The sequence below is a fragment of the Pseudomonas sp. LBUM1676 genome, from assembly GCF_059695605.1.
The window spans coordinates 2,174,027-2,196,251 of sequence record NZ_CP166777.1 but is presented as its reverse complement, the minus strand read 5'-3'; the positions used below and the strand labels follow the sequence as shown (position 1 = coordinate 2,196,251).

The following is a 22,225-nucleotide window of genomic DNA, read 5'->3' as shown; positions in this document are numbered from 1 at the left end:
CGCAATGGCGGGCGAAACATCAAAACAAGAAGGATAAAAGACATGTTTCAAAACAAAGTAGTCGTTATCACCGGCGCGGGTTCCGGTATAGGCCGGGAGCTGGCGATTCAATTTGCGGAAGCCGGTGCGCGCCTGGCCCTTTCCGACATCAATAGCGTCGGTCTCGACGAAACCCTGAGACGGCTTCCCGCCAACAGCAAAGCCAGAAGTTACCTGCTGGATGTGGCGTCGTGGGAGGCGTTTCAAATCCATGCCGATGAGGTCAAACGGGATTTCGGCACTGCGCATTACGTCATCAACAATGCGGGCGCCACCGTCGTCGGCACGGTGGCCAACACGTCCATCGAAGAGTTCGAGTGGCAGCTCGGCATCAATCTGTGGGGCGTGTTGTATGGCACCAAGGCGTTCCTGCCGATGATGCTGGAACAGCGCGAAGGTTGCGTCGTCAACATTTCCAGCATTTTCGGCCTGCTGGGGTATCCGATGCAGAGCGCCTACAACATGTCGAAGTTTGCCATTCGTGGACTCACCGAATGCCTGTGGTCGGAACTGGACAACAGCGGCGTACGTGCGGTGTGTGTTCATCCCGGCGGCATCAAGACCAACATAGAAAAGGCCAGTCGCCGTTGCAAGGCAGCCGGCGTAGAAGAGACCAAATTCGCCGCCCAGGCCGCCAGTATGCTGCTGACCCCCGCGGACGAGTGCGCAGCCGACATCATCAAAGGCCTGCGCAAGGGTTCCAAACGCATCATGACCGGGAACAAATCGAGCACCGTGTTCTGGTTGAGCCGGCTGCTGCCTAACAGCTATCCGAAACTGCTCAAACTGCTGGGTTGAGGGAAACGCACATGCAAACCGCTTACACCAACGGGCTGTTCAAGTCCGCCGCTTGTTTCAACGTACTCGCCGGCCTGCCTTTTCTGGTAGCCATGGCACCTGTTGCCAATCTGATGGGGTTGGAGGTTACCCCGACGTCCGCGTTGTTCATTCAGATAACCATGGCCCTGGTGGTCATCTTTGGCTGGGCCTACTGGATGATCAGTTGCGACCCGGTGCGATTTCGTCCCTACATCGTGCTCGGCATTGGCCTGAAAATCATGGTCGTAGCGATCATTTGGGGCCATTGGCTGGCTGGCAGCATTCCCTGGCCGCTGCCGGTTTTGGCATCGGGTGACATCGTCTATGCGTTGTTGTTCTGGCGTTACTTGAGTGGCACCCGGTTTGCCGCGGTTCAACGCTACTAACGGATACCCCTCGGCAAGAGGGGGGTGCTGATCGCCGAGGCCATACAGGATACCTCCACAAACACCGTGTTCAACCTTCACTCTAACAAGAGAACAACAAGCATGTTTTATGAAAACATCGACACCGCTGCCATCGACGCCGAGGACCTGCCGTGGGTCCCATTCGCGCCTTACAGCGATGAAGTCTTCATCAAATACCTCAAGTGCGACCCGATTCGCGGTGAGACCATCACCCTGCTCAAGGCCCCGGCGGGCACAGTGCTGCCCAAGCATCATCACTCCGGCACAGTGATCGTCTACACCATCAAGGGTGGCTGGAAATACCTGGAACATGACTGGGTCTCGAAAGAAGGCGGCGTGGTCTTTGAAACCGCAGGCTCCAGCCATACGCCTGTCGCACTGCCTGAGTACGGCGATGAAATCATCACCTTGAACATTACCGTGGGTGATCTGCTGTATTTCGACGAAAACGACAACATCGTCGCCATCGAGAACTGGAAATCCAGCGTGGATCGTTACCTGGCGTTCTGCAAAGCCAACGATATCGCGCCCAAAGACATCACCAGTTTCGCGGTCTGACCCACCCTCCAATCTCTCAGCCGTCCGGTACCTCGACCGGGCGGCTGTGCCGTTTGTAATAAATAGAAAACGGAGACACCCATGTCCCAGAAGCTGCAACCCGCCGGACGTTTCACCCTGAAACTCTGCGCACTGTTGGCCAGCTCGGTCGCCTCTGCACAAGACTCACTGCCCTTCCCGCCTACGCCTTCGGCCAGTGACGCCAAACCGACGCTGCAAGAATCCAAGCACCAGAAACGCCAGCAGCAATCCCACCTGCCCGCCGATGCACCGAACGTGCTGGTCATCATGCTTGACGACGCCGGCTTCGCGCAGTCCGACACCGTCGGCGGTGCGATCCATACACCGACCCTGAGCCGAGTCGCTGACAGCGGCGTGCGCTACAACGCCTTTCATACCGCAGCGATCAGCTCCGCCACCCGCGCGGCGCTGCTGACCGGGCGCAATCACCATCGCGTCGGCAACGGCGTGATCGCCGAGCTGGCCACCGATTGGGACGGCTACACCGGCGAAATTCCAAAAAGCTCGGCGACCATGGCAGAAGTACTCAAGCAGTACGGCTACAGCACCGCCGCGTTCGGCAAATGGCACAACACGCCGCCGATGGACACTACCGCCGCCGGCCCTTTCGATACTTGGCCGACAGCCTATGGTTTCGAACATTTTTATGGCTTCCTGGCGGGCGAAACCTCCCAGTACGAGCCGCGCCTGTACCGCGACACCACGCCGATCGAACCGGCGCGCGATCCGAAATATCACCTCAGCGAGGACCTGGCCAATCAGGCTGTGAACTGGCTGCAGGATCAGAAGACTTACGCCCCGGACAAACCGTTTTTCCTCTACTGGACACCCGGTGCCGTGCACGGCCCGCACCAGGTCAACGCGCAGTGGGCAGACAAATACAAAGGCAAGTTCGACGGTGGTTGGGATGCCTATCGCGAGCAGACGTTCGCTCGCCAGAAAGCCCTGGGCTTTATCCCGCAGGGCGCCGTCCTGACCCCGCGCCCGGTGGAACTGCCAGCCTGGGACAGCTTGTCGGCTGAGCAAAAACAATATCAGGCACGCTTGATGGAGGTGTATGCCGGCTTCCTGGAACACGCCGACACCCAGGCCGGCAAGATCCTTGACGAACTGGAGCGCCAAGGCAAACGCGACAACACGCTGATCTTTTATGTCCTGAGCGACAACGGTGCGTCTGCAGAAGGTATGGAAGGCACGATCAACGAGTTGCTGGCGCAGAACGGTATTCCAGTACCTAAAGACCAGCAGCTTAAAGTACTCAACGAGATGTATGGCGGCCTGTCTGCGCTCGGTGGTCCCAAGCTTGAAAACATGTACAACTCCGCGTGGGCCTGGGCAGGCTCGGGCCCGTTTGTAGGCACCAAGCTGGTTGCCGGCTACTTCGGCGGTACGCGCACGCCAATGGCCGTTTCCTGGCCGAAGCAGATCAAGGCAGACGCCAAGGTTCGCGGGCAATTCCACCATGTCAACGACATCGTCCCGACTGTATATGACGTGCTGTCGATCACTCCGCCCAAGGAGGTCAACGGTATCGCTCAGGACCCGATTGACGGCGTCAGCCTGCGTTATACCTTTAATGACGCCCAGGTGAAGTCGAAAAAGACGGTGCAGTACTTCGAAGTATTGGGCAGTCGTGGCATCTACAAGGACGGCTGGATGGCCTCGGTGTTCGGTCCGCGCAAACCTTGGGTACAAGGCTTCGCACAGTTCGTGGGCTGGAATCCGGCGAATGATCAATGGTCGCTTTTCAACCTGCAAAACGATTATTCCCAGGCTCATGATCTGGCCGCCAGCAACCCGGAAAAACTCGCTGAATTGAAGGCAGAGTTCGACGTCCAGGCCAAGGCCAACCACGTCTACCCGATTGGTGCCGGTCTGTACCCGTTCCTTAATCCGGCAGCGCGAATTGGCACCAACCAGCACGAGTGGCACTTCAGTGATCGTACTCAGCGCTTCCCCGAGTTCGCCGCGCCCAACCTGCGCAGCCAGAACAGCAAGGTTGTTGTAGACGCAGAGGTGCCGGCAAACGCCAGCGGCGTGTTGTATGCCTTGGGCGGTATTGGCGGAGGGGTCAGTCTGTATATGGATGACGGTTTCCTGGTGTACGAGTACAACGACCTGGCCATTGCGCGAGTCAAGTTGAAATCGGCCGATCGAGTACCAGGAGGCAAAGTCAGCATCGAAGTATTGACTACTATGTCGTCAGCCAAACTCGGTGCACCGGCCAACTTGAGCTTGTTGCTCGACGGGAAGGAAGTCGCCAAAGGCGTGACGCCGTTTACTCCGTCCCTGACGTTCACCGCGAGTGAGACGTTCGACGTGGCCGAAGACCTGGGTTCGCCTGTAACCCTGGACTACTTCGATCGTGCGCCTTTTGCTTTTACTGGCAAGGTCAACGATGTTCACGTGACTTACATGCCTTGAATTTCAACACCGCCCGGTTAAACCGGGCGGTGCCGTTTTTCTTAATCCGATTACGTCTAAGGCTTAGTGCTTATCGTGATTAGCCTTGGTGGCAAGTTCCGGGGCAGCAGCAATACTCCATTTCGCATCAAAGACTTTCGATTAAAAAACGTGGGGCAATAAGTCATGAGCTTAATCGTCTCTGAAACAAAACAATCCCGATTTTCTTTAATCAAGCGATGCCTTCGCGAGCCGTTACTGCATTTTCTGATCGCCGGTTTTGCACTCTTCGTGCTGTACGGTGGTTTGCACCGTTCAACCGTCAATCAGGATCCGCAACGGATAGAAATAACCCCAGACGATATTCAACGCATCGAAATATCCTGGCTGGCGCGATGGCAGCGTCCCCCTTCCGATCAGCAGCTTCAAGGGATGCTCGACGAGTACGTGAAAGAAGAAATCCTTTATCGCGAAGCGCTGAAACTTGGTCTGGATAAAGACGACACCATCATTCGCCGCCGACTGGCGCAAAAAATGGACTTCCTCGCAGAAGATGTCGCGTCACTTCGCGAACCTGCCCCCAGCGTACTGGAAGCCTGGTACAGCCAGCATCAGCAACAATATGCCCCACCGCCACTGGCGACTTTCCATCATCTGTTCTTCGCTTTGGACAAACGCGGTCCGGAGGCGCAAGCACAGGCTCAAGCAGCCCTGGCCACTTTGACAGATAAAAACAGCGGCGAAGGCGATGCCTTCATGTTTAAAAACGCCTATGCGGAGCAATCGCAAGATCAAGTGGCGAGAGACTTCGGTTCAAAGTTCGCCATTGCCTTGTTTAAACAAACACCGGGTAGTTGGGTGGGGCCTGTGGAATCGGGCTTTGGCTGGCATCTGGTGTGGATTGATGCCCTGACCAATCCAGCGGCACCGCCCTTTGAAACCGTGGCCCAGCAAGTCAAATCCGATTGGCTTTCCGAACAACGCAGCGAGTCGAAACGTTCGAATTTCGAGGCGCTGAAGGCGCGTTATGAAGTGGTGGTGATGATGCCGGCTTCCGCCAGCGCGATTGCGGCCACTGAAACGGAGCAGCCGTAATGGGACGCACAGTCTGGCTTCTGTTGTGTCTGTTGTTCATGGGACAAGCAGCCTTCGCCCATGAATCTCGCCCTGCTTACATGGAAATCAACGAAACGGCCGCCGGCCGCTATGACGTTCTCTGGCGCACGCCGGTGCTTTCCGGGATGCGTCTGCCCATCGCGCTCAGGTTTCCGGAGAGCGTGCGAACGGTCGTTGAGCCCGTGGAAAGCGAACTTAACGACTCACTGATCGAACGCAGGGTAATTGATGCCGGCCCCGCAGGACTGGTCGGGCAACGCATCGAGTTTATCGGCCTGCAAGCGAGCATCACCGATGTGCTGGTGCGCGTCTCGCGCCTGGACGGAACCTTATCGACCACGCTCGTGCAGCCCGCCCAACCCTGGATAGAGATCGCCGTCACGCCAGGTGCGTTCTCGGTGGCCGGGGCATTTCTGGTCCATGGCATCGAGCACATATTGGGCGGCTTCGACCACCTGATGTTTGTTTTTGGCCTCCTGCTGCTGGTGCGCAACGGCTGGATGCTGGTGAAGACCATCACCGCGTTCACCCTCGCCCACTCCATCACCCTGGCGCTCGCCGCGCTGGGCGCCGTGCGGCTTCCCGGTCCTCCCGTCGAGGCGACGATTGCGCTGAGCATTCTGTTGCTGGCGGTGGAAATCGCCCGCAAGAATCGCGGCGAAGTCAGTTTCACCGCCCAATGGCCGTGGGTCGTGGCCTTCTGTTTTGGCTTGCTGCACGGCTTTGGTTTTGCCGGTGCGCTGGCGGAAATCGGCTTGCCACAGCGCGACCTTCCGTTGGCGCTGTTCACCTTTAATGTCGGCGTCGAAATCGGCCAGCTGATGTTCGTTGGTCTGGTGCTGAGCATCCGGGAAGTGCTGCTGCGTTGTCGACTGCCACGGCTTGCGTTGCTGTATGCCCAGCCGATTGCGTCCTACGGGCTGGGTACGCTGGCCGCCTTCTGGTTTTTCGAGCGTGTCTCTAGTTTTTGGTCCTGAGCTGCACCGTCCTGTCACTGCTGTGTTCCGGAGTTGTGGAATATGAAAACCAACTATCACCTCAGCGCATCGTCCTTGTTCAGCTACGCAGCGCTCACCCTGGCCGTCAGCACGCTGGCCATGGCGGACAGCAATCCGGATCGTGAGGTCTACTTCGGCCAGACCCACTCGCACACGTCGTGGTCGATTGATGCGTACCTGATCGGCAATCACCTGGTTGGGCCGGAGGAAGCTTACAAATACTCGTTGGGCATGCCGGTCATGCACCCAATGGGGTTTGAAGTGCAAATGCGGGGGCGACCGCTGGATTTCCATGGCGTGACCGATCACTCGGAATACGTGGGCGTGATTGCCCTGGCGAATGATCCAAAATCGGACTTCAGCAAACAGCCCATTGCCAAAAAACTGATTGCCAAAACCCCGGAGGATTTCAATCGGATCTTCAAGTGGATTGCTGGCAGTATCAGCGGCAAGCCGATCGAGGAGCTGGTCGACCCCAAGATTGCCGGCAACATCTGGCAGCAGAACATCGCCATCGCCGACAAGTACTACAAGCCCGGCAAGTTCACCACCTTCGTCGCGTATGAATGGACCTCGGCCCCCAACAACCAAAACATGCACCGTAACGTCTTCTTCCGTGACTCGAAAAAGGTCCCCGCCCTGCCGTTCACCGCGCTTGACTCGAACAAGCCCGAGGATCTCTGGGGCTGGATGGACGATCAGCGCAAGTCGGGCAATGAGGTGCTGGCGATCTCCCACAATGCCAACCTCAGCAACGGCCTGATGTTTCCGGTCGACGTTGATGACCGTGGTCGCCCGATCGACGCGGCCTGGGCCGAAACGCGGATGCGTAACGAGTCCCTCACCGAAATCCACCAGGTCAAGGGCACCTCGGAAACCCACCCAGAACTGTCGCCGACGGACGAGTTTGCCAACTACGAAATCATGAGTTTCCTGATTGGCCTGGATAACAGCACCTCAAAACTCAACGGCAGTTACATCCGGCAAGCCTGGCAAAACGGCATGGCCTTGCAGGAAGCCAAAGGCTTCAACCCCTACAAGATGGGCGTGGTGGGCGCCAGCGACTCGCACAACGGGGTGATTCCGTATGCGCAAAACAACAACTTCGGCTCCCATGGCTTTACCGACAACACCCCGCAGGCGCGTCTTTCCGGCAAAAAGAACTCGGGCATGGCCGCGTTGCAAACCAGCACATCGGGACTGGCCGGCGTCTGGGCTGAAGAAAACACCCGTGAGTCGATCTTCGATGCGATGAAACGCAAAGAAGTCTATGGCACCAGCGGCGTGCGGATTCCGGTGCGTTTGTTTGGTGGCTGGGGTTTCGACAGCAGTTTGTGGAATGAAAAAGACTGGGTGCACGCCGCCTACGCCAAGGGCGTTCCCATGGGCGGCGACTTGCCGGCAAAACCGGGCAAGGAGGCGCCGACCTTCGTGGTGTGGGCCGTCAAGGATGCCGATGATGGCAACCTCGACCGGATCCAGATCATCAAGGGCTGGACCAAAAACGGCCAGACCTTCGAGAAAATCTACGACGTCGCCTGGTCCGGTGAACGCACGCCGGACCCGGCCACAGGAAAAGTCCCACCGGTGGGTTCCACGGTCGATATTTCCAAGGCCACTTACACCAACACTATCGGCGCCACGGAGCTGAAAAAAGTCTGGGTCGACCCGGACTTCGATCCGGCGCAACACGCGTTCTATTACGCACGCGTGCTACAGATCCCGACGCCACGCTGGAGCACTTACGACGCCGCCAAGCTGCAAGTGCCGCCGCCAGCCGATGTCTCGGCCACCGTCCAGGAGCGCGCCTGGACCTCACCGATCTGGTATTCGCCGAACGCCGAGGACAGCAAGTTGATGGCCCGGGGCAAAACCATTGATCAGCTGAGAACCGAAGGTGCCAAGGCACTGACCAACGAACAGCTGCAAGCCTACGTGGAGGGTAAAACCATCAAGGTGCACAACACGGTCACCGGCCAGACCTTCGAAATTGTCTACGGCACCGACGGCCAGCGCTCGGTGAGCAGTGTCGACGGCAAACCGCCTGCGGATGGCGAATACCTGAACATGCTGCATGGCGGCCAATTTGGCGTACCGGCCAAATACGAGATCAAGGACGGGCATCTGGTCACCACCCTTGGCGGTTCGCCCTTCGAGGCCACGGTCTTTGAGCAGAACGGCAAATACGTGGCAGCTCGCAGCAGTGAGTTCGGCTACGTGAATTACGAGGTCGAAGAGGTCAAATAAACCTCGGACCGCCCCCCAATCATGGGGGGCGGCCAACACTCGTTCTGCCCCTAGCCTTCGGCATTGGAACCGCAGCGATTCGCCAAGCGGTCCGAACGCAGCCTGCCGACCATGCCTACCCACAAAACCCCGCCCCAGGGCCTGCATCTCATGGCCAAGCCTGTCGGGCCGATCTGCAACCTCGATTGCAGTTACTGCTTCTATCTGGAAAAAGAACAGCTTTACCCGCCCCGGGAACGCTTCAGTATGACGGACGACGTGCTGCGCCTGTACGTGCAGCGCTATATCGAGGCCCAGTCCACACCGGAAGTCGAATTCACCTGGCAAGGAGGCGAACCGACGCTTCTCGGCCTGGATTTTTTCCAGCGGGCAATGGTGTATCAACGCCAGTTCGCGGGGGACAAGGTTATTCGCAATACGTTGCAGACCAATGGCACGTTACTCAACGATGACTGGTGTGCGTTCCTTGCCCGTGAAGGTTTCATGGTCGGGATCAGCCTCGACGGCCCGCGCTTCGTCCACGACCTGTATCGCCCTGACAAGCGCGGGCGCTCCAGTTTCGACGAGGTGATGCGCGGTCTTGGGCTGCTCAGGCAGCACGGCGTCAATTTCAATGTGCTGGTTACGGTGGCGCGCGATGTTGCCCACTACCCCTTGGAAATCTATCGTTACCTCAAGGCTGAAGGGGTTCGGCACATTCAGTTCAACCCGGTGGTGGAACGCCAGCCGAGCGCCCCGCAAGTCAGTCAGGGCCTGCACTTCGCGGTTCCGCCGGAATTGCGTTTGCACGCAGTTCCCGAGCCAGCAGTCGTAACCGAACACACCGTTGGCGCAGAAGCGTACGGCGACTTTCTGATCAAGGTTTTTGACGAGTGGGTGCGCCAGGATGTCGGCGAAGTCCACGTCATGAACTTCGAATGGGCCTTGGCCTCATGGTGCCAGCTGCCGGCGTCGGTGTGCCTGTTCAGCCCGCGCTGCGGCAAGGCGGCGATCGTGGAGCACGACGGCAATGTCTACTCCTGCGATCACTACATGTACCCCGAGTATCTGCTGGGCAACCTGAAGACCGATGACCCTGCCGTGCTGCTCGCCTCCCCTGCGCAACAAGCCTTTGGTGCGGCCAAGGAAGAAACACTGCCGATGTATTGCCAGCAGTGCGATTACCGCTTCGCCTGCCATGGCGAGTGCCCGAAAAACCGCTTCATGGACGCGCCCAATGGCGAGCCGGGCCTCAATTACCTGTGCCCGAGCTACAAGAAATACTTCCGCCACCTGACGCCGTACATGAACGCCATGGCCCAACTGGTGAGCCACAAGCAACCGGCGGCGTTGATCATGCAGGCCTTTGACGGCCCGCTGATCGTACCTTTGGATAAGTAGCCGTTCAGTCCGGAAAACGATAGTCGCGAAACTGTTCGCGCAGTTTCATTTTCTGCAACTTGCCGGTGGCGGTATGTGGCAGCGCCTCGACGAAGGCGACATCGTCCGGCAACCACCACTTCGCCACGCGGCTTTGCAGAACGTTCAGCAGATCGTCTTTGCTCGCTGTCTTGCCGGGTTTGAGCACCACCACCAACAACGGGCGTTCCTGCCATTTGGGATGAGGGATGCCAATCACCGCCGCTTCGGCAACGGCAGGATGGCTGACAGCGGCGTTTTCCAGGTCGATCGAGGAAATCCACTCGCCGCCTGACTTGATCACGTCCTTAGCGCGGTCGGTGATCTGCATGTAGCCGTCGGCATCGATGGTGGCGATATCGCCGGTATCCAGCCAGCCGTCGCCATCGAGAATCTGCCCACCCTCACCGCCGTAATACTGGCTAGCGATCCACGGCCCCTTGACCAGCAGAAGACCGGAAGCCTTGCCATCGCGTGGCAGTTCGGTGCCCTCCTCGTCGACAATCTTCATCGACACACCGAACAGCGCCCGCCCTTGTTTGGCCTGCAAGTCGAGTACATCGTCGAGGGTCGCATTGCAGTGTTTCGGCAAGGGATTGCAGACGGTGCCCAGCGGCGACATCTCGGTCATGCCCCAGGCGTGCAGCACCCGGGCGTTGAAGACCGTCTCAAACGTCTCGACCTGACTACGCGGCGCTGCGGCACCACCGATCACCACCCGGTTCAGGCACAGCGCTGTCGCCGGTTGCAGACCCTGCGCTTCGACGTGCTGTTGCAGCATCATCCACACCGTCGGCACGCCCAGCGCCAAAGTGACTTGCTCATCGCGCATCAGCGTGTAGAGGCTCTCGCCGTCCAGCGCGGCACCCGGCAGCACCAGTTTGGCGCCACACATCGCGGCGGCATACGGCATGCCCCAGGCGTTGACGTGGAACATCGGCACGACCAACAGTGCCGAATCCGCCGAAGACAAAGCAAAGCCGTCCGAAGTACACAGCGCCAACGAATGCAGGATCGAGGAACGGTGCGAATACAGCACACCCTTCGGATTACCCGTAGTGCCCGAGGTGTAGCACATCGATGACGCCGTGCGCTCATCGAACTCAGGCCAGATGAAGTCACTGCGGTGCTCTGCGAGAAGGTCTTCGTAGCAAATCATATCCGGCATATTGATCGCCGGCATTTGCTCACGGTCACACAGGACGATGAAACCCTTGACCGTTTTCAAGTGCGGTGCGATTTGCTCGACCAACGCCGCGAACGACAGGTCGAACAGCAGATACTGGTCCTCGGCGTGGTTAGCGATGAATTCGATCTGCTCGGCAAACAACCGTGGGTTGATCGTATGCAGCACCGCGCCCATGCCCGACACGCCGAAGTACAGCTCCATGTGGCGGTAACCGTTCCAGGCGAGCGTGCCAATGCGGTCGCCGGGCTGTACGCCCAGTGCAACCAGCGCATTGGCCACTTGCTTGGCACGGCGGCCAATATCTGCGTAGGTGCAGTGATGTATCGAGCCATCTGCGGTGCGCGAGGCGATGTCAGTGTGTGGGTGCGACTTCAGCGCATGCTCGAGAACGTTGGAAATCAACAACGGTTGATCTTGCATCAAGCCCAGCATGGTTCGTGTTCCTTTTATTTTTGTTTGGGGTCGGTGTTTCAAATCACAGGTAGCCGATCTTCCGGGCATCGCTGAGGATCACCCGGCGCATCAGGCCAATGGACAGACGCTTGACGTGGAAAATCAGCTTGGCGAATGGCCCGACCAGCACAAGGTCCTGGCCCTTCTGCACGGCGCAGACCATCGCTTCGGCGACTAGCTCCGGCTCGCAGCCCTTGGCCTTGTAGTACGCCTGCAGCCGTTCGAGCTGCCCTTCGCTGACGGAAGGTGAAATGTTGCTGCGTGCCTGGGTGATGGCGGTATTGATGATGCCGGGGCAGACCGTGGTGATGCTGACATTGGAATCCGCCAGCTCCATCTTCAGCACTTCGCTGAAACCGAACACCGCATGTTTGGAGGCGGCATAGGCGCCCATCGTCGGCGAGGGATAGATGCCCGCCACCGAGGCCACGTTCAGCACATGGCGCACGCCACCCGCCTTGATCATCTGCGGGATGAAGTGATAGCAGCCATGCACCACGCCCATCAGGTTGATGTCCATCACCCGCCGCCAGTGGGCCAGGTCACTCTGGAGAAACTGGCCCAGAAAACCGATGCCGGCATTGTTGATCAGCACATCGATCGGGCTCAGCTTCATGTACGGATGCTCGGCAAACGCCTCCATCTCGTCGTTATTCGACACATCGAGCGGATGGATCATGCAAATGCCGCCCACGGCTACGATGTCGACCTGCAGTTGTTTCAGCGCCTGCGGATTAACGTCCGTGGCGATGATGTGCGCACCGCGCCGGGAGAAGGCAAACGCCGCCGCGCGACCGATGCCCGAGGCGGCACCGGTGATCATGACTTTCTTGTTTTTGAGTTCTGGGATGGCCATTGGGGGTTTCCATCAGGAGTAAAAGTTCTGATTACTTGTTTACTTGATTACTTCCAGCGGTGGCGCAGTCCAGGTTCCCGACAATGCCTGGGCTTGCGGCCAATACAGCCGCATGTACATGGCAAAGGGACCTTTGGGCGCCGGCAACCAGTTGGCTTCCTTGTCCTGGCCTGGGGATTCGTGTTGGATGAGCAATGTCACGCCGCCGTCCGCATCGCGTTTGAGCTGCGGCAGCATCGGTGAGTTGATCAGGTAACGATTCAGAGAATTGTCTGTCAGCCAGCTCCCCGGCAGTTCGTACATCGTCAGCGACCAGAACGCATTGACGGGGGGTAGTTGATCAGGGGCAAAGCGCAGGCTGTAGCGCTTGCTGCCATCAAGTTTTTGCTTCTCGGCATCGACGCGATAAAACGGATACATCGCCTCTTGACTGGACGCGCCATAGATACCAATTGTTCCGAGCATGCGGTTCAGGTAGTTGTTCTTAAGGGCTACGCGCGAGCCGAGAAGATCGCCCGATGTCAGCGTTCCCTCATTGAGCTGCTTGACCCCTCCCGCAAATTCAACCCAGGCATCGGCAATGCCTTGCTCGAAAGCCGTCTTGAGCTCAGGGCTGAGTCTGGCGGGATCGAAGTCTTTGCCGGCGCCGATACCGATTTTGGCAAAGCGCGCCATCAGTTCGTTTTCGGAAGGAACGGTCCGGCAAAACTGCAGCAGAAAATTCAGCGTACTGAACAGTTGCAGAGAGTTCTTTTGTTCCTCACGGCTGAGGGGTTTGACGAAATCGATGGCAGGCGCGGGTTTTACAGGGGCGCTGCCCATGAACGCCGAAAGTGTTTGCACGGTGTAGCCGGCCTGAACCTTCTTCACATTCTCGATATCGCCCGGGTTGAATAATTGCGTGCGATAGATAGCAACGATCAGGTCTGTTTCAGCACGGAAGACTTTTTTAATGCCTTTGGGCGCATCACCTTTCCAGTTCGGTCCGACGACAAGGAAGCTACCGCCCTCGTTGCCGGTGCTGCGGCTGCCGATATAGTCGGAATTGAAGGTATAGAGATCGGTGAGCTGGACACTGAAGTAACGGTTTTTCTCGACGGTGGGCATCGTGAGGACAACCGGTTCAGCACGCAGATCCAGAGGTAGCCATGAATAAGGTGTATCGGAGTTGGGCGTCTGGATAGCCTTGTCGGCGGAGGTATAGACCCGAGGCGTGTTGTGAATCCGGTTCCAGGGGCCTTTGTACTCGGGGTTCTGCTGGTCCACGAAATAGCCATATTGAATGCGGTAGCTGTCCACCATCGGATAACCGTAGATGTAGGCTTCCTTGGCGATGGCGCGTGCCTCTTCAGGACTCACATCCGCCTGCGCCTGGACGGCCGGAAGACCAACCAGCAGTGCGGCTGCGCACGCTAAAGCTTTCAACTGAATAATGTTCATCGAATTGTTCCCCGACATCGGAATGACAACGTCAGCCCGGCAACGCATTGCCGGGCTTTTTTTGCGCCGTTTTAGCGCGCGCGTTTAAGCAGGAAGTGCGACAGCGCAGGGATCAACACCAACGCCCCGATCATGTTCCAGATGAACATGAAGGTGAGCAGGATGCCCATGTCCGCCTGGAACTTGATCGGCGACCAGGCCCAGGTAATGACACCTGCCGCCAAGGTGATCCCCACCAGCGCCACGACCTTGCCGGTGAACGCGACGGAGTTTTTGTAGGCTTCGGTCAAGGACAGGCCCGCACGTTGTTGCGCCAACTGGACGCTCAGCAGGTACAGCGCGTAATCGACACCAATCCCGACGCCCAAGGCGATTACCGGCAACGTGGCGACTTTGACGCCCATGCCCAGCCAGACCATCAATGCTTCACAGAGAATCGACGTCAGCATCAACGGCACCACCGCCACTACCACGGCGCGCCAGCTGCGGAAGGTGATGAAACACAGCACGATCACTGCGCCATACACGTAGAACAGCATGGTGCGGTTGGCGTCGCGCACGACGATATTGGTCGCGGCTTCGATCCCGGCACTGCCGGCGGCGAGCATGAACTGGCGATCGTCGTTGCTGTGTTCCCGGGCGAACTGATCGGCCACTTTCACCACGTGATCAAGGGTTTCGGCCTTGTGGTCCGAGAGATAGGCGATCACCGGCATCATCGAGCAATCGCTGTCGAACAGTTCCGGGTTGTTCACCGAGGCCTGTTGCGCGCCGTAGTTGAGCACGTTCTGATTGCGCGCGATGGTCAGCATCTTTGGGTTGCCTTCATAGGAACCCGCTGTGATCTGGCGCACGGCATTGACCAGCGACACGGTTGTTTGCACGCCCGGTTGTTGCTGCAACAGCCAACCGAGGCGATCGGCCTCCAACAGTGTTTCGTACTTTAGGCAGCCTTCGCTGGCGGTCTTGACCATCACCGCGAACTGATCGCTGGACAGCGAGTAGTTGGCGGTAATGTAGGCGTTGTCGCGGTTGTAGCGGGAATCGGCGCGCAGCTCCGGCGCGCCTGGATCGAGATCGCCGATCTTCAAGTGCGTGCTGACCACGAAGCCACCCACCGCCATCAACCCCGCAACCACTACCGCTACCGTCGCCCAGCGACGTTCGGTAAAACGGTCCAGCAGGTTCCACAGACTGCCCAGCCCATTGCCTTTGAGCTCCTTGTTTTCCTGACGCAAACTGCGCGCCGCCGCTTTCGGGCTGACGCCCCAATAGGACAGCAACACCGGCAGCAACACCAGGTTGGTGAAGATCAGTACCGCCACGCCGATGCTCGCGGTGACGGCCAAGTCCTGGATCACCGGGATGTCGATCAGCATCAGTACCGCAAAACCCACGGCATCGGCCAGCAACGCGGTCAACCCGGCGAGGAACAAACGGCGGAAGGTGTAGCGCGCGGCGATCAGTTGGTGTGTGCCACGCCCGACGTCCTGCATGATCCCGTTCATCTTCTGGGCACCGTGGGACACGCCGATGGCGAACACCAGAAACGGCACCAGAATCGAAAACGGATCGAGCGCGTAGCCGAACAAAGTGATCAAACCCAGTTGCCAGACAACGGCGATCACCGAGCACAGGATCACCAGCGCCGTGCTGCGCACGCAACGGGTGAACAAGTAGATGATGGCGGTGGCGATCAGCGCGGCCGCGCCGAAGTACAGCATGATCAGCAGCAGGCCATCGATCAGGTCGCCCACCAGTTTGGCGAAAACGATCACTCGGATCTTGATCGGGCCCTTGCCCTCTTCACCGGCCTTGTGTACCGCGCTGCCGTCCGCAAATTCGAACTTGTCGCGCAGCTGTTCTTCCAGCGTGCGTGAAAAACGGTGGTAGTCGATGGCGGCGCTGGTAATTGGATCTTTCTCCAACAGCGGCACCACAATCATGGTCGATTTGAAGTTGTTGCCGACCAGATTGCCGATGATCCCGGAGCGGGCAATGTTCAAGCGCAATTGCTCGACACCACTCGCCGAGCCGTCGTAGGAGTCCGGCATCACAGGGCCACCACGGAAGCCCTCCTCTGTGACTTCGGTCCAGCGCACGGCCGGCGTCCACAATGACTTCATCCACGCCCGGTCCACACCCGGCGTCAGGAATAAGGCGTCGTTGACCTGCTTGAGCACGTCCAGGTATTTCGGGTCATAGATGTCGCCGTCGGTGTTTTCCACCACCACCCGAACCGTGTTGCCCAGCCCGCGCAAGGACTGGCGATTCTCGAGGTAGTTTTTGATGTAGGGCTGACTCTGCGGAATCATCTTTTCGAAGCTGGCATTGAGCGTCAGTCGAGTGGCCGCGAAATAGCTCAGCAATACCGTCACGATCAGGCAGGTCAGCACCACCAGCAGGCGGTTATTGAAAATCAGGCGTTCAAGGACATTGCCGGAGCGTGCATCGAAGCCCTTGAGCTCTCGGATCACCGGCATCGTATCGAGGTTGTAATTACCCATGACGTGGCTCGTCTCTTTTTATTATGTGAAGTGGGCTCATTCGAGAGGCAACTGGCGCAAGCCCTGTGCGTCCGCGACCACCACGGAACCTGAGCCGATGGCCTGCGCCGCAGCAGCAGGCCCCAAGCGTTCTTGTGGTTTTAGAGTGAAGCTTGCACCGTCATCGGTGCTGACCAGGACGTGGCCGGCCTGGCTGACCAGAATGATGTGGCCGTCAGCAGTGACCGTACTCGCGGTGATGCTTGAGGACAGGCCCAGTTCAACCTTGTCCCAGTTCGCGCCGTGATCAACGCTGCGATAAACATTGCCGCGCAGGCCATAAACGAGCATGGCGCGCGGCGTGCCGGTGATGCCGAAATAGCTGCCGCCGTAGGGGGTAGGAACGTTGACGAAGCGTTGGGATGCCGGGTCCAGTTTCAGCACCAGGCCTTGCTCGCCGACGATGAACAGGTCATCACCGATGGCGCGCATTCCATAGAGATTCAGCGCGCCCGGGTTGTCGGTCCGCTCCATCAAGGGCACCCAGGTCTGGCCGCCATCGTCAGTACGGAAAATCAGGTTGAACGCGCCGACCACATAGCCGGTTTTCTCATTCGCGAACCACACGTCCAGGAAGGGTTTATCCGCCCCTTCATCGATCATTCGTTGAGCATCAGCCAATAAAGCGTCATCCGGTGCCGCTTGCTGCTGATAGTGGTTCAGCATGATCTGCCCGACCTGACGACCGTCGAGCTGGCGCTTCCAGGTTTCACCATTGTTGTCGCTGTGCAACACAACACCGTCGTGCCCGACTGCCCAGCCCTGCGTCGGGCTCGGGAACTGCACGGCCACCAGATCCGAACTCACTGGCGCTTCTGCCTGGCGCCAGCGGACGCCGCTATCATCGGAATAAAAAATATGCCCTCGCTGGCCCACGGCGATCAGGCGTTTACCCGCACTGGCCAACCAGGTGAACATGCCGTGAATGGCTTTTTCACTCTGGATCGCCGGACTCGACAGCACATCGACGAAGTCCGCAGCGACCACGGATCGGGTAAATGGCACGGCCACTGCCACGCTCAGCGCAGCGAGCGTTATCCATCTAAATGCATTCATGAGGTTTACTCGACAAAAAAAGCCGCCGGGCAGCGAGGAGTCCACTGCCGGCGACAAAAAAACACCTGCGTTTATGGCTTAGCGAATACCCGTGCCAGCCAATGACTCAGGTGCCCACTGCGCTTTCGAAAGCGGGTCGATGTACTTGATGCCGCCGTACGGGCCATAGATGCCGGTAATGTTGTAGCTGCCGGAGACAAAGTCATAAATCATGTGGTTGTCGGAGTTCGGCGCCTGCACGTCATAGCTGTAGGCCAGGTGCGCAAAAGAGCCGCGATACAGCTTGCCGCTGGCGTCGTATTCATCCGAGGCCAGGGCAATCCAGCTGTCTTCGTCGAGGTAGAAAGTGCGCTTGCTGTAGATGTGGCGTTTGCCCGGTTTCAGCGTGGCCTCGACCACCCACACACGGTGCAGCTCCCAGCGCATCAAGTCCGGGTTGACGTGATGCGGTGTGGTGATATCCGCCGCTTCCTTGTGATAGTTCAGCTTGTAGGTGTTGTAAGGAATGATCATTTCCTTCTTGCCGACCAGCTTGAAGTCGTAGCGATCCATTGCGCCGTTGTACACCCACGCATCGTCATAAGTGGAGGCGCCGGCCGAGCCAGGGTTCGGCGTGTCGTAGGCAATGTCCGGCGCGAGTTTGATCCGACGCTGGCCCGGCAGGTATTGCCAGCCACGACGCTCCATCTTCAGCGGGTTGACGGCATCCTGCACCAGGATGGCTTCACCGGCGCGGCGGGCCGGGTCCTGGTAATAGAGTTTGGTCTTGAAGAACAGGTCGCTCTCTTTCGCCGGTTCCGTACGCTTCGGATCGTAGAGCGGGTATTCCAGATAAGCGTTACCGGACGTGGCCAGGATCGCCCGGCCGGAGCCGTCAACGTTCCAGGAATCGTATTTGAAGTTGGTGGCGTACCCCTGATAGCGCAGCAGGTGGTTCCACATGGCCTCATAGCCATCTTTCGGGATCGGGAACGGCACGCCTGGCAGCGCGTTTTCCAGGGCTACACCACCTTCGAGTGTCTTGGTGCCAACGGCGTTTTTCGCGGTGTTATCCAGCAACCGTTGCGGCAAGGCAACGCTGCGATGGGTCGGGAACACATCGACCCGGAACGTCGGGTAACGCTTGAGCAATTCCTGCGTGGTCGCAGTCAGTTTGTCGGTGAATTGACCAGCGTTTTTGCCGTCGATCACGGCACGTGGCTTGTCGGCCTCGAAAGGGTCGGGACGGAACGAACTGCCCGCCTGAAAACCGGCCGGTGCCGTGGTGAGACCGCCGGTGTAGGCCGGAATGGTGTTGTCGGCGTTACCGGCCTTTTCAGCGCCGACGCCGGTCAGGCTGCTGCCGAGTTTGGCCGCTTCGTCCGGGGAAACGGCGGCGTGTGCCGCGCCAGAAATGGCAACGGTCAAGGCAGTGAACAACAGTGTGTTGACGAATTTCATGGAGTGACTCCTGCTATCAAGCAAAGACTTCGATCAAATGGTCGTTTTGAACGTCAAAGTGACCATGCCCCGATCCTTGAGCTGAGGCTGAGTACCGCTAAAGGCAGTGGTTTGCCCCGGTACGCAGTTGTACTGCCCGTTGGCACCAGGTGCGGCGCCCGCGCCTTGTGCACCCGCGCCACCGGCGGAATCGCAGGTGTCGAACGGGCCAAAGTTGTCGACGTATTTCAGGTCAAACCGGTACTGGTTGTGCACGTCCATGCCGACGCCCACCGAGTAACTGCCGGAGTCCTCGTTACCCCCCAGCTGAATAGCCGAGTTGCCGTTGAGGCCAACGTTGTAGGTCATCGGCAGGAACATATCGATGCCGGGGAACACCTGATACCAGGTCGGCGTGAAGTTGACGCCCAGGACGTAGTTGTCCTTGGTGACCTTGTCGACACCGCGATACCAGTCTTCGCCCTTGAACAGTTGTTTGTTCTCGGTGACGTCCAGCCAGCGGCTGTAGGCGAGTTCGACCAGCAAGTTCGAGCTGTCCCAGACCGGCGTGTCGCCAAAGGTGGTCAAGCCGTTGAGTACGGCGTGAACGGTGTTGCCGCGGGCCACGCCGTTGTCGCCGTCGAAATTGCTGATGAAGCCTGGCAGACCCGCAGCACCCGCCGCCGGATTGACCGTTGCCGGCACGCTGGCCAGCGGCATGTTGTGGCGATAGTTCAGGTCGAAACCCACGCTGACGCCTTCGAAGCTTTTCGACAGGCTGATGCCGTAGATATCGATGTCATCGACATAGAACTGGTTGTAGCTGCCGGCATTGCCGGAGATCAGTTGCGCCGGGCCTACCGCGACAGGCTGCAACGCCAGGTTGGGCAGAATATCGGACGTCTTGCGGTAGTAGAGACCCAGCGTGCCCTGCAGCCATTCTGGGCTCCACTTGGCCATCAGGCCGAAGTCACCTTGTTTGTCTGGCTTGAAGGTGTGGCCGTTGTTAAGCCGCAGAAACTGATTGGCGCCCAATGGGCCGGGCGTACCGAAACGGGGATTCTGCCCGCCGATCAATGACAGGTTATGCCCGCCATTTTGAATGCCGTCGTTGAACCCCAGGTAAGTGCCCGACTCCGGCAACCGTGCCGCGTCCCAATCCAGGAAGTACTGCGCGGCGAGGGTCAGTTCCGGGTTGAGTGTGAAGCTGGTGGACAACTGATTGCGCGGAATGAACAGCTCTTTGGCTTCTGTTCCCGGCACTGCTAGAGCCTTGGACAAATCCAGACCCGACTGGCCGTAACTGTTGCCATGAGCAAAGGCGAGAATGCTTTCGCCCCAATAAACAGTGTGCTTGCCGGCCTTGCCGCTGAGCAGCGATTCCTCGCCGACTTCCGTACTACCGAACACGAAGGCGTCGAGAATTTCCGAAGAAGGCCCGTTGTAATAGCGATCGGCGTAACCACTCTGGTGACGGGAATCCGGCTGGCCGCTGTTGAGCTGATTGGTCGAAGCGTTGTCGCTGCCGATGTCGTCGTAGGCGTGGTCGTACCAGGAGTTGGCGCTGACACGGAAACCGAGTTTCTCTTTGTAAACCACGTCCAGTTCGGACAGCACGTCCAGTCGCTGGGAAACCGCACTGCCGGAGGAAAAGTTGCGATCCCCGTCATTGTTGTTCCAGGAATTGGCCAACTTGCTGTTGGGCGACTCCACGCGCTGGGCGTAGTTGAACTTCAGCGTGTTGTCGAAACGAACCGTAAAATCTTCATTTCCCGTGTTGATCTCGACGGCGTGTACAGGCGCAATGCCAAGGCCGGTGAGAATGGCTGAAGTCAACAACCCCTTGCGGAAGTTTGCATGGCAGATCTTATTATTTTTGTTCATCTAACGTGCCACCTGCTCTTTGGTCATGGGTTAAATCACTGCGCACTGAGCCTCCTCTCACGTGCGCTGCAAAAGGGTGACCGACACGGCACGCCCCAGGGCTGTGCTGTGCTGGAGTGCCGTACGGGCTCCTGGAATCTGCCGGCCGTCAGCCATGTCGCGCAGTTGCCAGACCAGCTCGACCAGTTGCGCCAGTCCGGTGGCCCCCGGGGCGTGACCACGTCCCAGCAAGCCACCCGACGGGTTCACCGCATTCATCTGTCCTTTCAAGCGGTGACCGAGTTGCACGAAGCGGTCGATCTCATCCTCTCGGCAAAAGCCCAGGGCGGCGCTGTTGACCATAAAGTCACCCACGCTTTGGTCGTGCAGCTCAACCACATCGATGTCTTCTGCGCCCAGCCCGGCCAGTTGATAGGCCTGCTGCACCACTCGCCGCGTGGTCGCCCGTCCCAGCACATCCAGCACGCAGCCGAATTCCTGTTCCGACGTACTGTCGCTACCCCTGGCGCTCGCCAGTACGGTGACGTCCGACCTGGCGCCGAAGCGCAACGCAAAGGCCGGGGTGCAGATCAACACCGCTGCCGCACCGCAAGCGGGTGGGCACAGGTAAGGCGGTAGCCAGCCGTCGCGACTCGGCACGCGGTTCAACACGGCGTAGGGGTTGAGGCCGGCCTGGGTCCGCGCTCGCTCCAGCACCTGATCGAAGCTGCTTTCAGCAATGCCCATGCGCGTCAATAACCAGCTGGTTTGGGCCGCGAACAGCAACGCCGGTTGCTGCCGACGCTCGATAAACGCGATGGCGCTTTCACCCTGCCCGACCTTGGCCGACTCATCGCGAGCAAGCTCTTTCAAGCCGAAAAACTCACGATTGGAAATACGCACTGGCATGCACTCGACGCCCACCACCAACACGCATTCGGCTTGACCACACAGCACGCTGTTGCGAGCCAGCTGAAATGCGCTGCTGGCAGCCGCACAGCCATCAGCGAGACTGAAAACCGGCACACCGGAGTAGCCGATCTGCGACAACATCTGCTCGGCGATACCAGAGTCACCGTGTACGCAGGAGGTAAACACCTGGTCAACCAAGTCATAGTCGATTCGTGCATCGGCCAACGCTGCACGAATGGCCTGCCCCGCCAATGCTGCATGGCTATCACAGCCACCCAGCGGCAGAAACGGCGCCATGCCTACACCGGCCACCAGCACTCTTTCAGACATAATTCCTGCTCCCCACCCGCCGATGCGCATTAGCGCTCTTGTTGGGGCCAGACTATGGCGGAGCCGAATAGCACAACCCCCCATTGACAGGGGGGGCGGCAGAAAATCGGATTGGGGGGAAGTGAAGGCTGACCCGAACGGATCGCCCTGGATCG

At 58.7% G+C, this 22,225-nt stretch carries 16 protein-coding genes; 8 read left to right on the top strand and 8 right to left on the bottom strand.

Going from position 1 to position 22,225, the window contains the following annotated elements; genetic code table 11:
* Nucleotides 1–42 precede the first annotated feature (42 nt).
* From ACA041_RS10255 to ACA041_RS10220, 8 genes are all read left to right on the top strand, one after another.
* Nucleotides 43–837, top strand: a complete 795-nt coding sequence (locus tag ACA041_RS10255; RefSeq protein ID WP_497440992.1) for an SDR family NAD(P)-dependent oxidoreductase — start codon at nucleotides 43–45, stop codon at nucleotides 835–837.
* An 11-nt stretch (nucleotides 838–848) separates the two neighbouring features.
* Nucleotides 849–1,244 carry a hypothetical protein gene (locus tag ACA041_RS10250; protein ID WP_497440991.1) on the top strand — a complete coding sequence of 132 codons (396 nt, stop codon included), beginning with the start codon at nucleotides 849–851 and terminating at the stop codon, nucleotides 1,242–1,244.
* A gap of 102 nt (nucleotides 1,245–1,346) precedes the next feature.
* A complete protein-coding gene (locus ACA041_RS10245; RefSeq protein WP_497440990.1) occupies nucleotides 1,347–1,823 on the top strand; it encodes a 2,4'-dihydroxyacetophenone dioxygenase family protein in 477 nt (158 codons plus the stop codon).
* 81 nt (nucleotides 1,824–1,904) lie between these two features.
* Nucleotides 1,905–4,268 (top strand): arylsulfatase, encoded by a 2,364-nt coding sequence (locus ACA041_RS10240; RefSeq protein ID WP_497440989.1) that lies wholly within the window; start codon nucleotides 1,905–1,907, stop codon nucleotides 4,266–4,268.
* 165 nt (nucleotides 4,269–4,433) lie between these two features.
* Nucleotides 4,434–5,342 (top strand): peptidyl-prolyl cis-trans isomerase, encoded by a 909-nt coding sequence (locus tag ACA041_RS10235; RefSeq protein WP_497440988.1) that lies wholly within the window; start codon nucleotides 4,434–4,436, stop codon nucleotides 5,340–5,342.
* Nucleotides 5,342–6,340, top strand: a complete 999-nt coding sequence (locus ACA041_RS10230) for a HupE/UreJ family protein (RefSeq protein WP_497440987.1) — start codon at nucleotides 5,342–5,344, stop codon at nucleotides 6,338–6,340. The genes ACA041_RS10235 and ACA041_RS10230 overlap by 1 nt, the downstream gene beginning before the upstream one ends.
* A gap of 42 nt (nucleotides 6,341–6,382) precedes the next feature.
* Nucleotides 6,383–8,608: a DUF3604 domain-containing protein gene (locus ACA041_RS10225; protein WP_497440986.1), complete on the top strand. Its 2,226-nt coding sequence runs from the start codon at nucleotides 6,383–6,385 to the stop codon at nucleotides 8,606–8,608.
* Nucleotides 8,609–8,719: 111 nt separating this feature from the next.
* Nucleotides 8,720–9,988, top strand: a complete 1,269-nt coding sequence (locus ACA041_RS10220) for an anaerobic sulfatase maturase (RefSeq protein ID WP_497440985.1) — start codon at nucleotides 8,720–8,722, stop codon at nucleotides 9,986–9,988.
* 4 nt (nucleotides 9,989–9,992) lie between these two features.
* Here ACA041_RS10220 and ACA041_RS10215 read toward each other — a convergent pair whose 3' ends face one another.
* From ACA041_RS10215 to ACA041_RS10180, 8 genes are all read right to left on the bottom strand, one after another.
* Nucleotides 9,993–11,627: a 3-(methylthio)propionyl-CoA ligase gene (locus ACA041_RS10215; RefSeq protein WP_497440984.1), complete on the bottom strand. Its 1,635-nt coding sequence runs from the start codon at nucleotides 11,625–11,627 to the stop codon at nucleotides 9,993–9,995.
* A 43-nt stretch (nucleotides 11,628–11,670) separates the two neighbouring features.
* Complete coding sequence (locus ACA041_RS10210) at nucleotides 11,671–12,504, bottom strand: SDR family NAD(P)-dependent oxidoreductase (RefSeq protein ID WP_497440983.1); 834 nt, start codon at nucleotides 12,502–12,504, stop codon at nucleotides 11,671–11,673.
* 39 nt (nucleotides 12,505–12,543) lie between these two features.
* A complete protein-coding gene (locus tag ACA041_RS10205) occupies nucleotides 12,544–13,944 on the bottom strand; it encodes a DUF1254 domain-containing protein (protein WP_497440982.1) in 1,401 nt (466 codons plus the stop codon).
* Nucleotides 13,945–14,015: 71 nt separating this feature from the next.
* Nucleotides 14,016–16,451, bottom strand: a complete 2,436-nt coding sequence (locus tag ACA041_RS10200; RefSeq protein ID WP_497440981.1) for an efflux RND transporter permease subunit — start codon at nucleotides 16,449–16,451, stop codon at nucleotides 14,016–14,018.
* Between the two features lie 36 nt (nucleotides 16,452–16,487).
* Nucleotides 16,488–17,546, bottom strand: coding sequence for a WD40/YVTN/BNR-like repeat-containing protein (locus ACA041_RS10195; protein ID WP_497440980.1), 1,059 nt, complete (start codon nucleotides 17,544–17,546; stop codon nucleotides 16,488–16,490).
* Nucleotides 17,547–17,624: 78 nt separating this feature from the next.
* The gene (locus tag ACA041_RS10190; protein WP_497440979.1) at nucleotides 17,625–18,986 is read right to left on the bottom strand and encodes a DUF1329 domain-containing protein; all 1,362 of its coding nucleotides are present in this window, start codon (nucleotides 18,984–18,986) and stop codon (nucleotides 17,625–17,627) included.
* 33 nt (nucleotides 18,987–19,019) lie between these two features.
* On the bottom strand, nucleotides 19,020–20,849 hold the full coding sequence (locus ACA041_RS10185) for a DUF1302 domain-containing protein (protein WP_497440978.1): 1,830 nt from the start codon (nucleotides 20,847–20,849) through the stop codon (nucleotides 19,020–19,022).
* Between the two features lie 57 nt (nucleotides 20,850–20,906).
* Nucleotides 20,907–22,070: a thiolase C-terminal domain-containing protein gene (locus ACA041_RS10180; RefSeq protein ID WP_497440977.1), complete on the bottom strand. Its 1,164-nt coding sequence runs from the start codon at nucleotides 22,068–22,070 to the stop codon at nucleotides 20,907–20,909.
* Between the last annotated feature and the right edge of the window lie 155 nt (nucleotides 22,071–22,225).

Bases quoted from the DNA above. Each gene is read 5' to 3' on its own strand.
- ACA041_RS10195 (WP_497440980.1), bottom strand. From the start codon at position 17,546: ATGAATGCATTTAGATGGATAACGCTCGCTGCGCTGAGCGTGGCAGTG.
- ACA041_RS10215 (WP_497440984.1), bottom strand. From the start codon at position 11,627: ATGCTGGGCTTGATGCAAGATCAACCGTTGTTGATTTCCAACGTTCTC.
- ACA041_RS10180 (WP_497440977.1), bottom strand. From the start codon at position 22,070: ATGTCTGAAAGAGTGCTGGTGGCCGGTGTAGGCATGGCGCCGTTTCTG.
- ACA041_RS10220 (WP_497440985.1), top strand. From the start codon at position 8,720: ATGCCTACCCACAAAACCCCGCCCCAGGGCCTGCATCTCATGGCCAAG.
- ACA041_RS10225 (WP_497440986.1), top strand. From the start codon at position 6,383: ATGAAAACCAACTATCACCTCAGCGCATCGTCCTTGTTCAGCTACGCA.
- ACA041_RS10185 (WP_497440978.1), bottom strand. From the start codon at position 20,849: ATGAACAAAAATAATAAGATCTGCCATGCAAACTTCCGCAAGGGGTTG.
- ACA041_RS10255 (WP_497440992.1), top strand. From the start codon at position 43: ATGTTTCAAAACAAAGTAGTCGTTATCACCGGCGCGGGTTCCGGTATA.
- ACA041_RS10230 (WP_497440987.1), top strand. From the start codon at position 5,342: ATGGGACGCACAGTCTGGCTTCTGTTGTGTCTGTTGTTCATGGGACAA.
- ACA041_RS10205 (WP_497440982.1), bottom strand. From the start codon at position 13,944: ATGAACATTATTCAGTTGAAAGCTTTAGCGTGCGCAGCCGCACTGCTG.
- ACA041_RS10250 (WP_497440991.1), top strand. From the start codon at position 849: ATGCAAACCGCTTACACCAACGGGCTGTTCAAGTCCGCCGCTTGTTTC.
- ACA041_RS10240 (WP_497440989.1), top strand. From the start codon at position 1,905: ATGTCCCAGAAGCTGCAACCCGCCGGACGTTTCACCCTGAAACTCTGC.
- ACA041_RS10235 (WP_497440988.1), top strand. From the start codon at position 4,434: ATGAGCTTAATCGTCTCTGAAACAAAACAATCCCGATTTTCTTTAATC.
- ACA041_RS10200 (WP_497440981.1), bottom strand. From the start codon at position 16,451: ATGGGTAATTACAACCTCGATACGATGCCGGTGATCCGAGAGCTCAAG.
- ACA041_RS10190 (WP_497440979.1), bottom strand. From the start codon at position 18,986: ATGAAATTCGTCAACACACTGTTGTTCACTGCCTTGACCGTTGCCATT.
- ACA041_RS10245 (WP_497440990.1), top strand. From the start codon at position 1,347: ATGTTTTATGAAAACATCGACACCGCTGCCATCGACGCCGAGGACCTG.
- ACA041_RS10210 (WP_497440983.1), bottom strand. From the start codon at position 12,504: ATGGCCATCCCAGAACTCAAAAACAAGAAAGTCATGATCACCGGTGCC.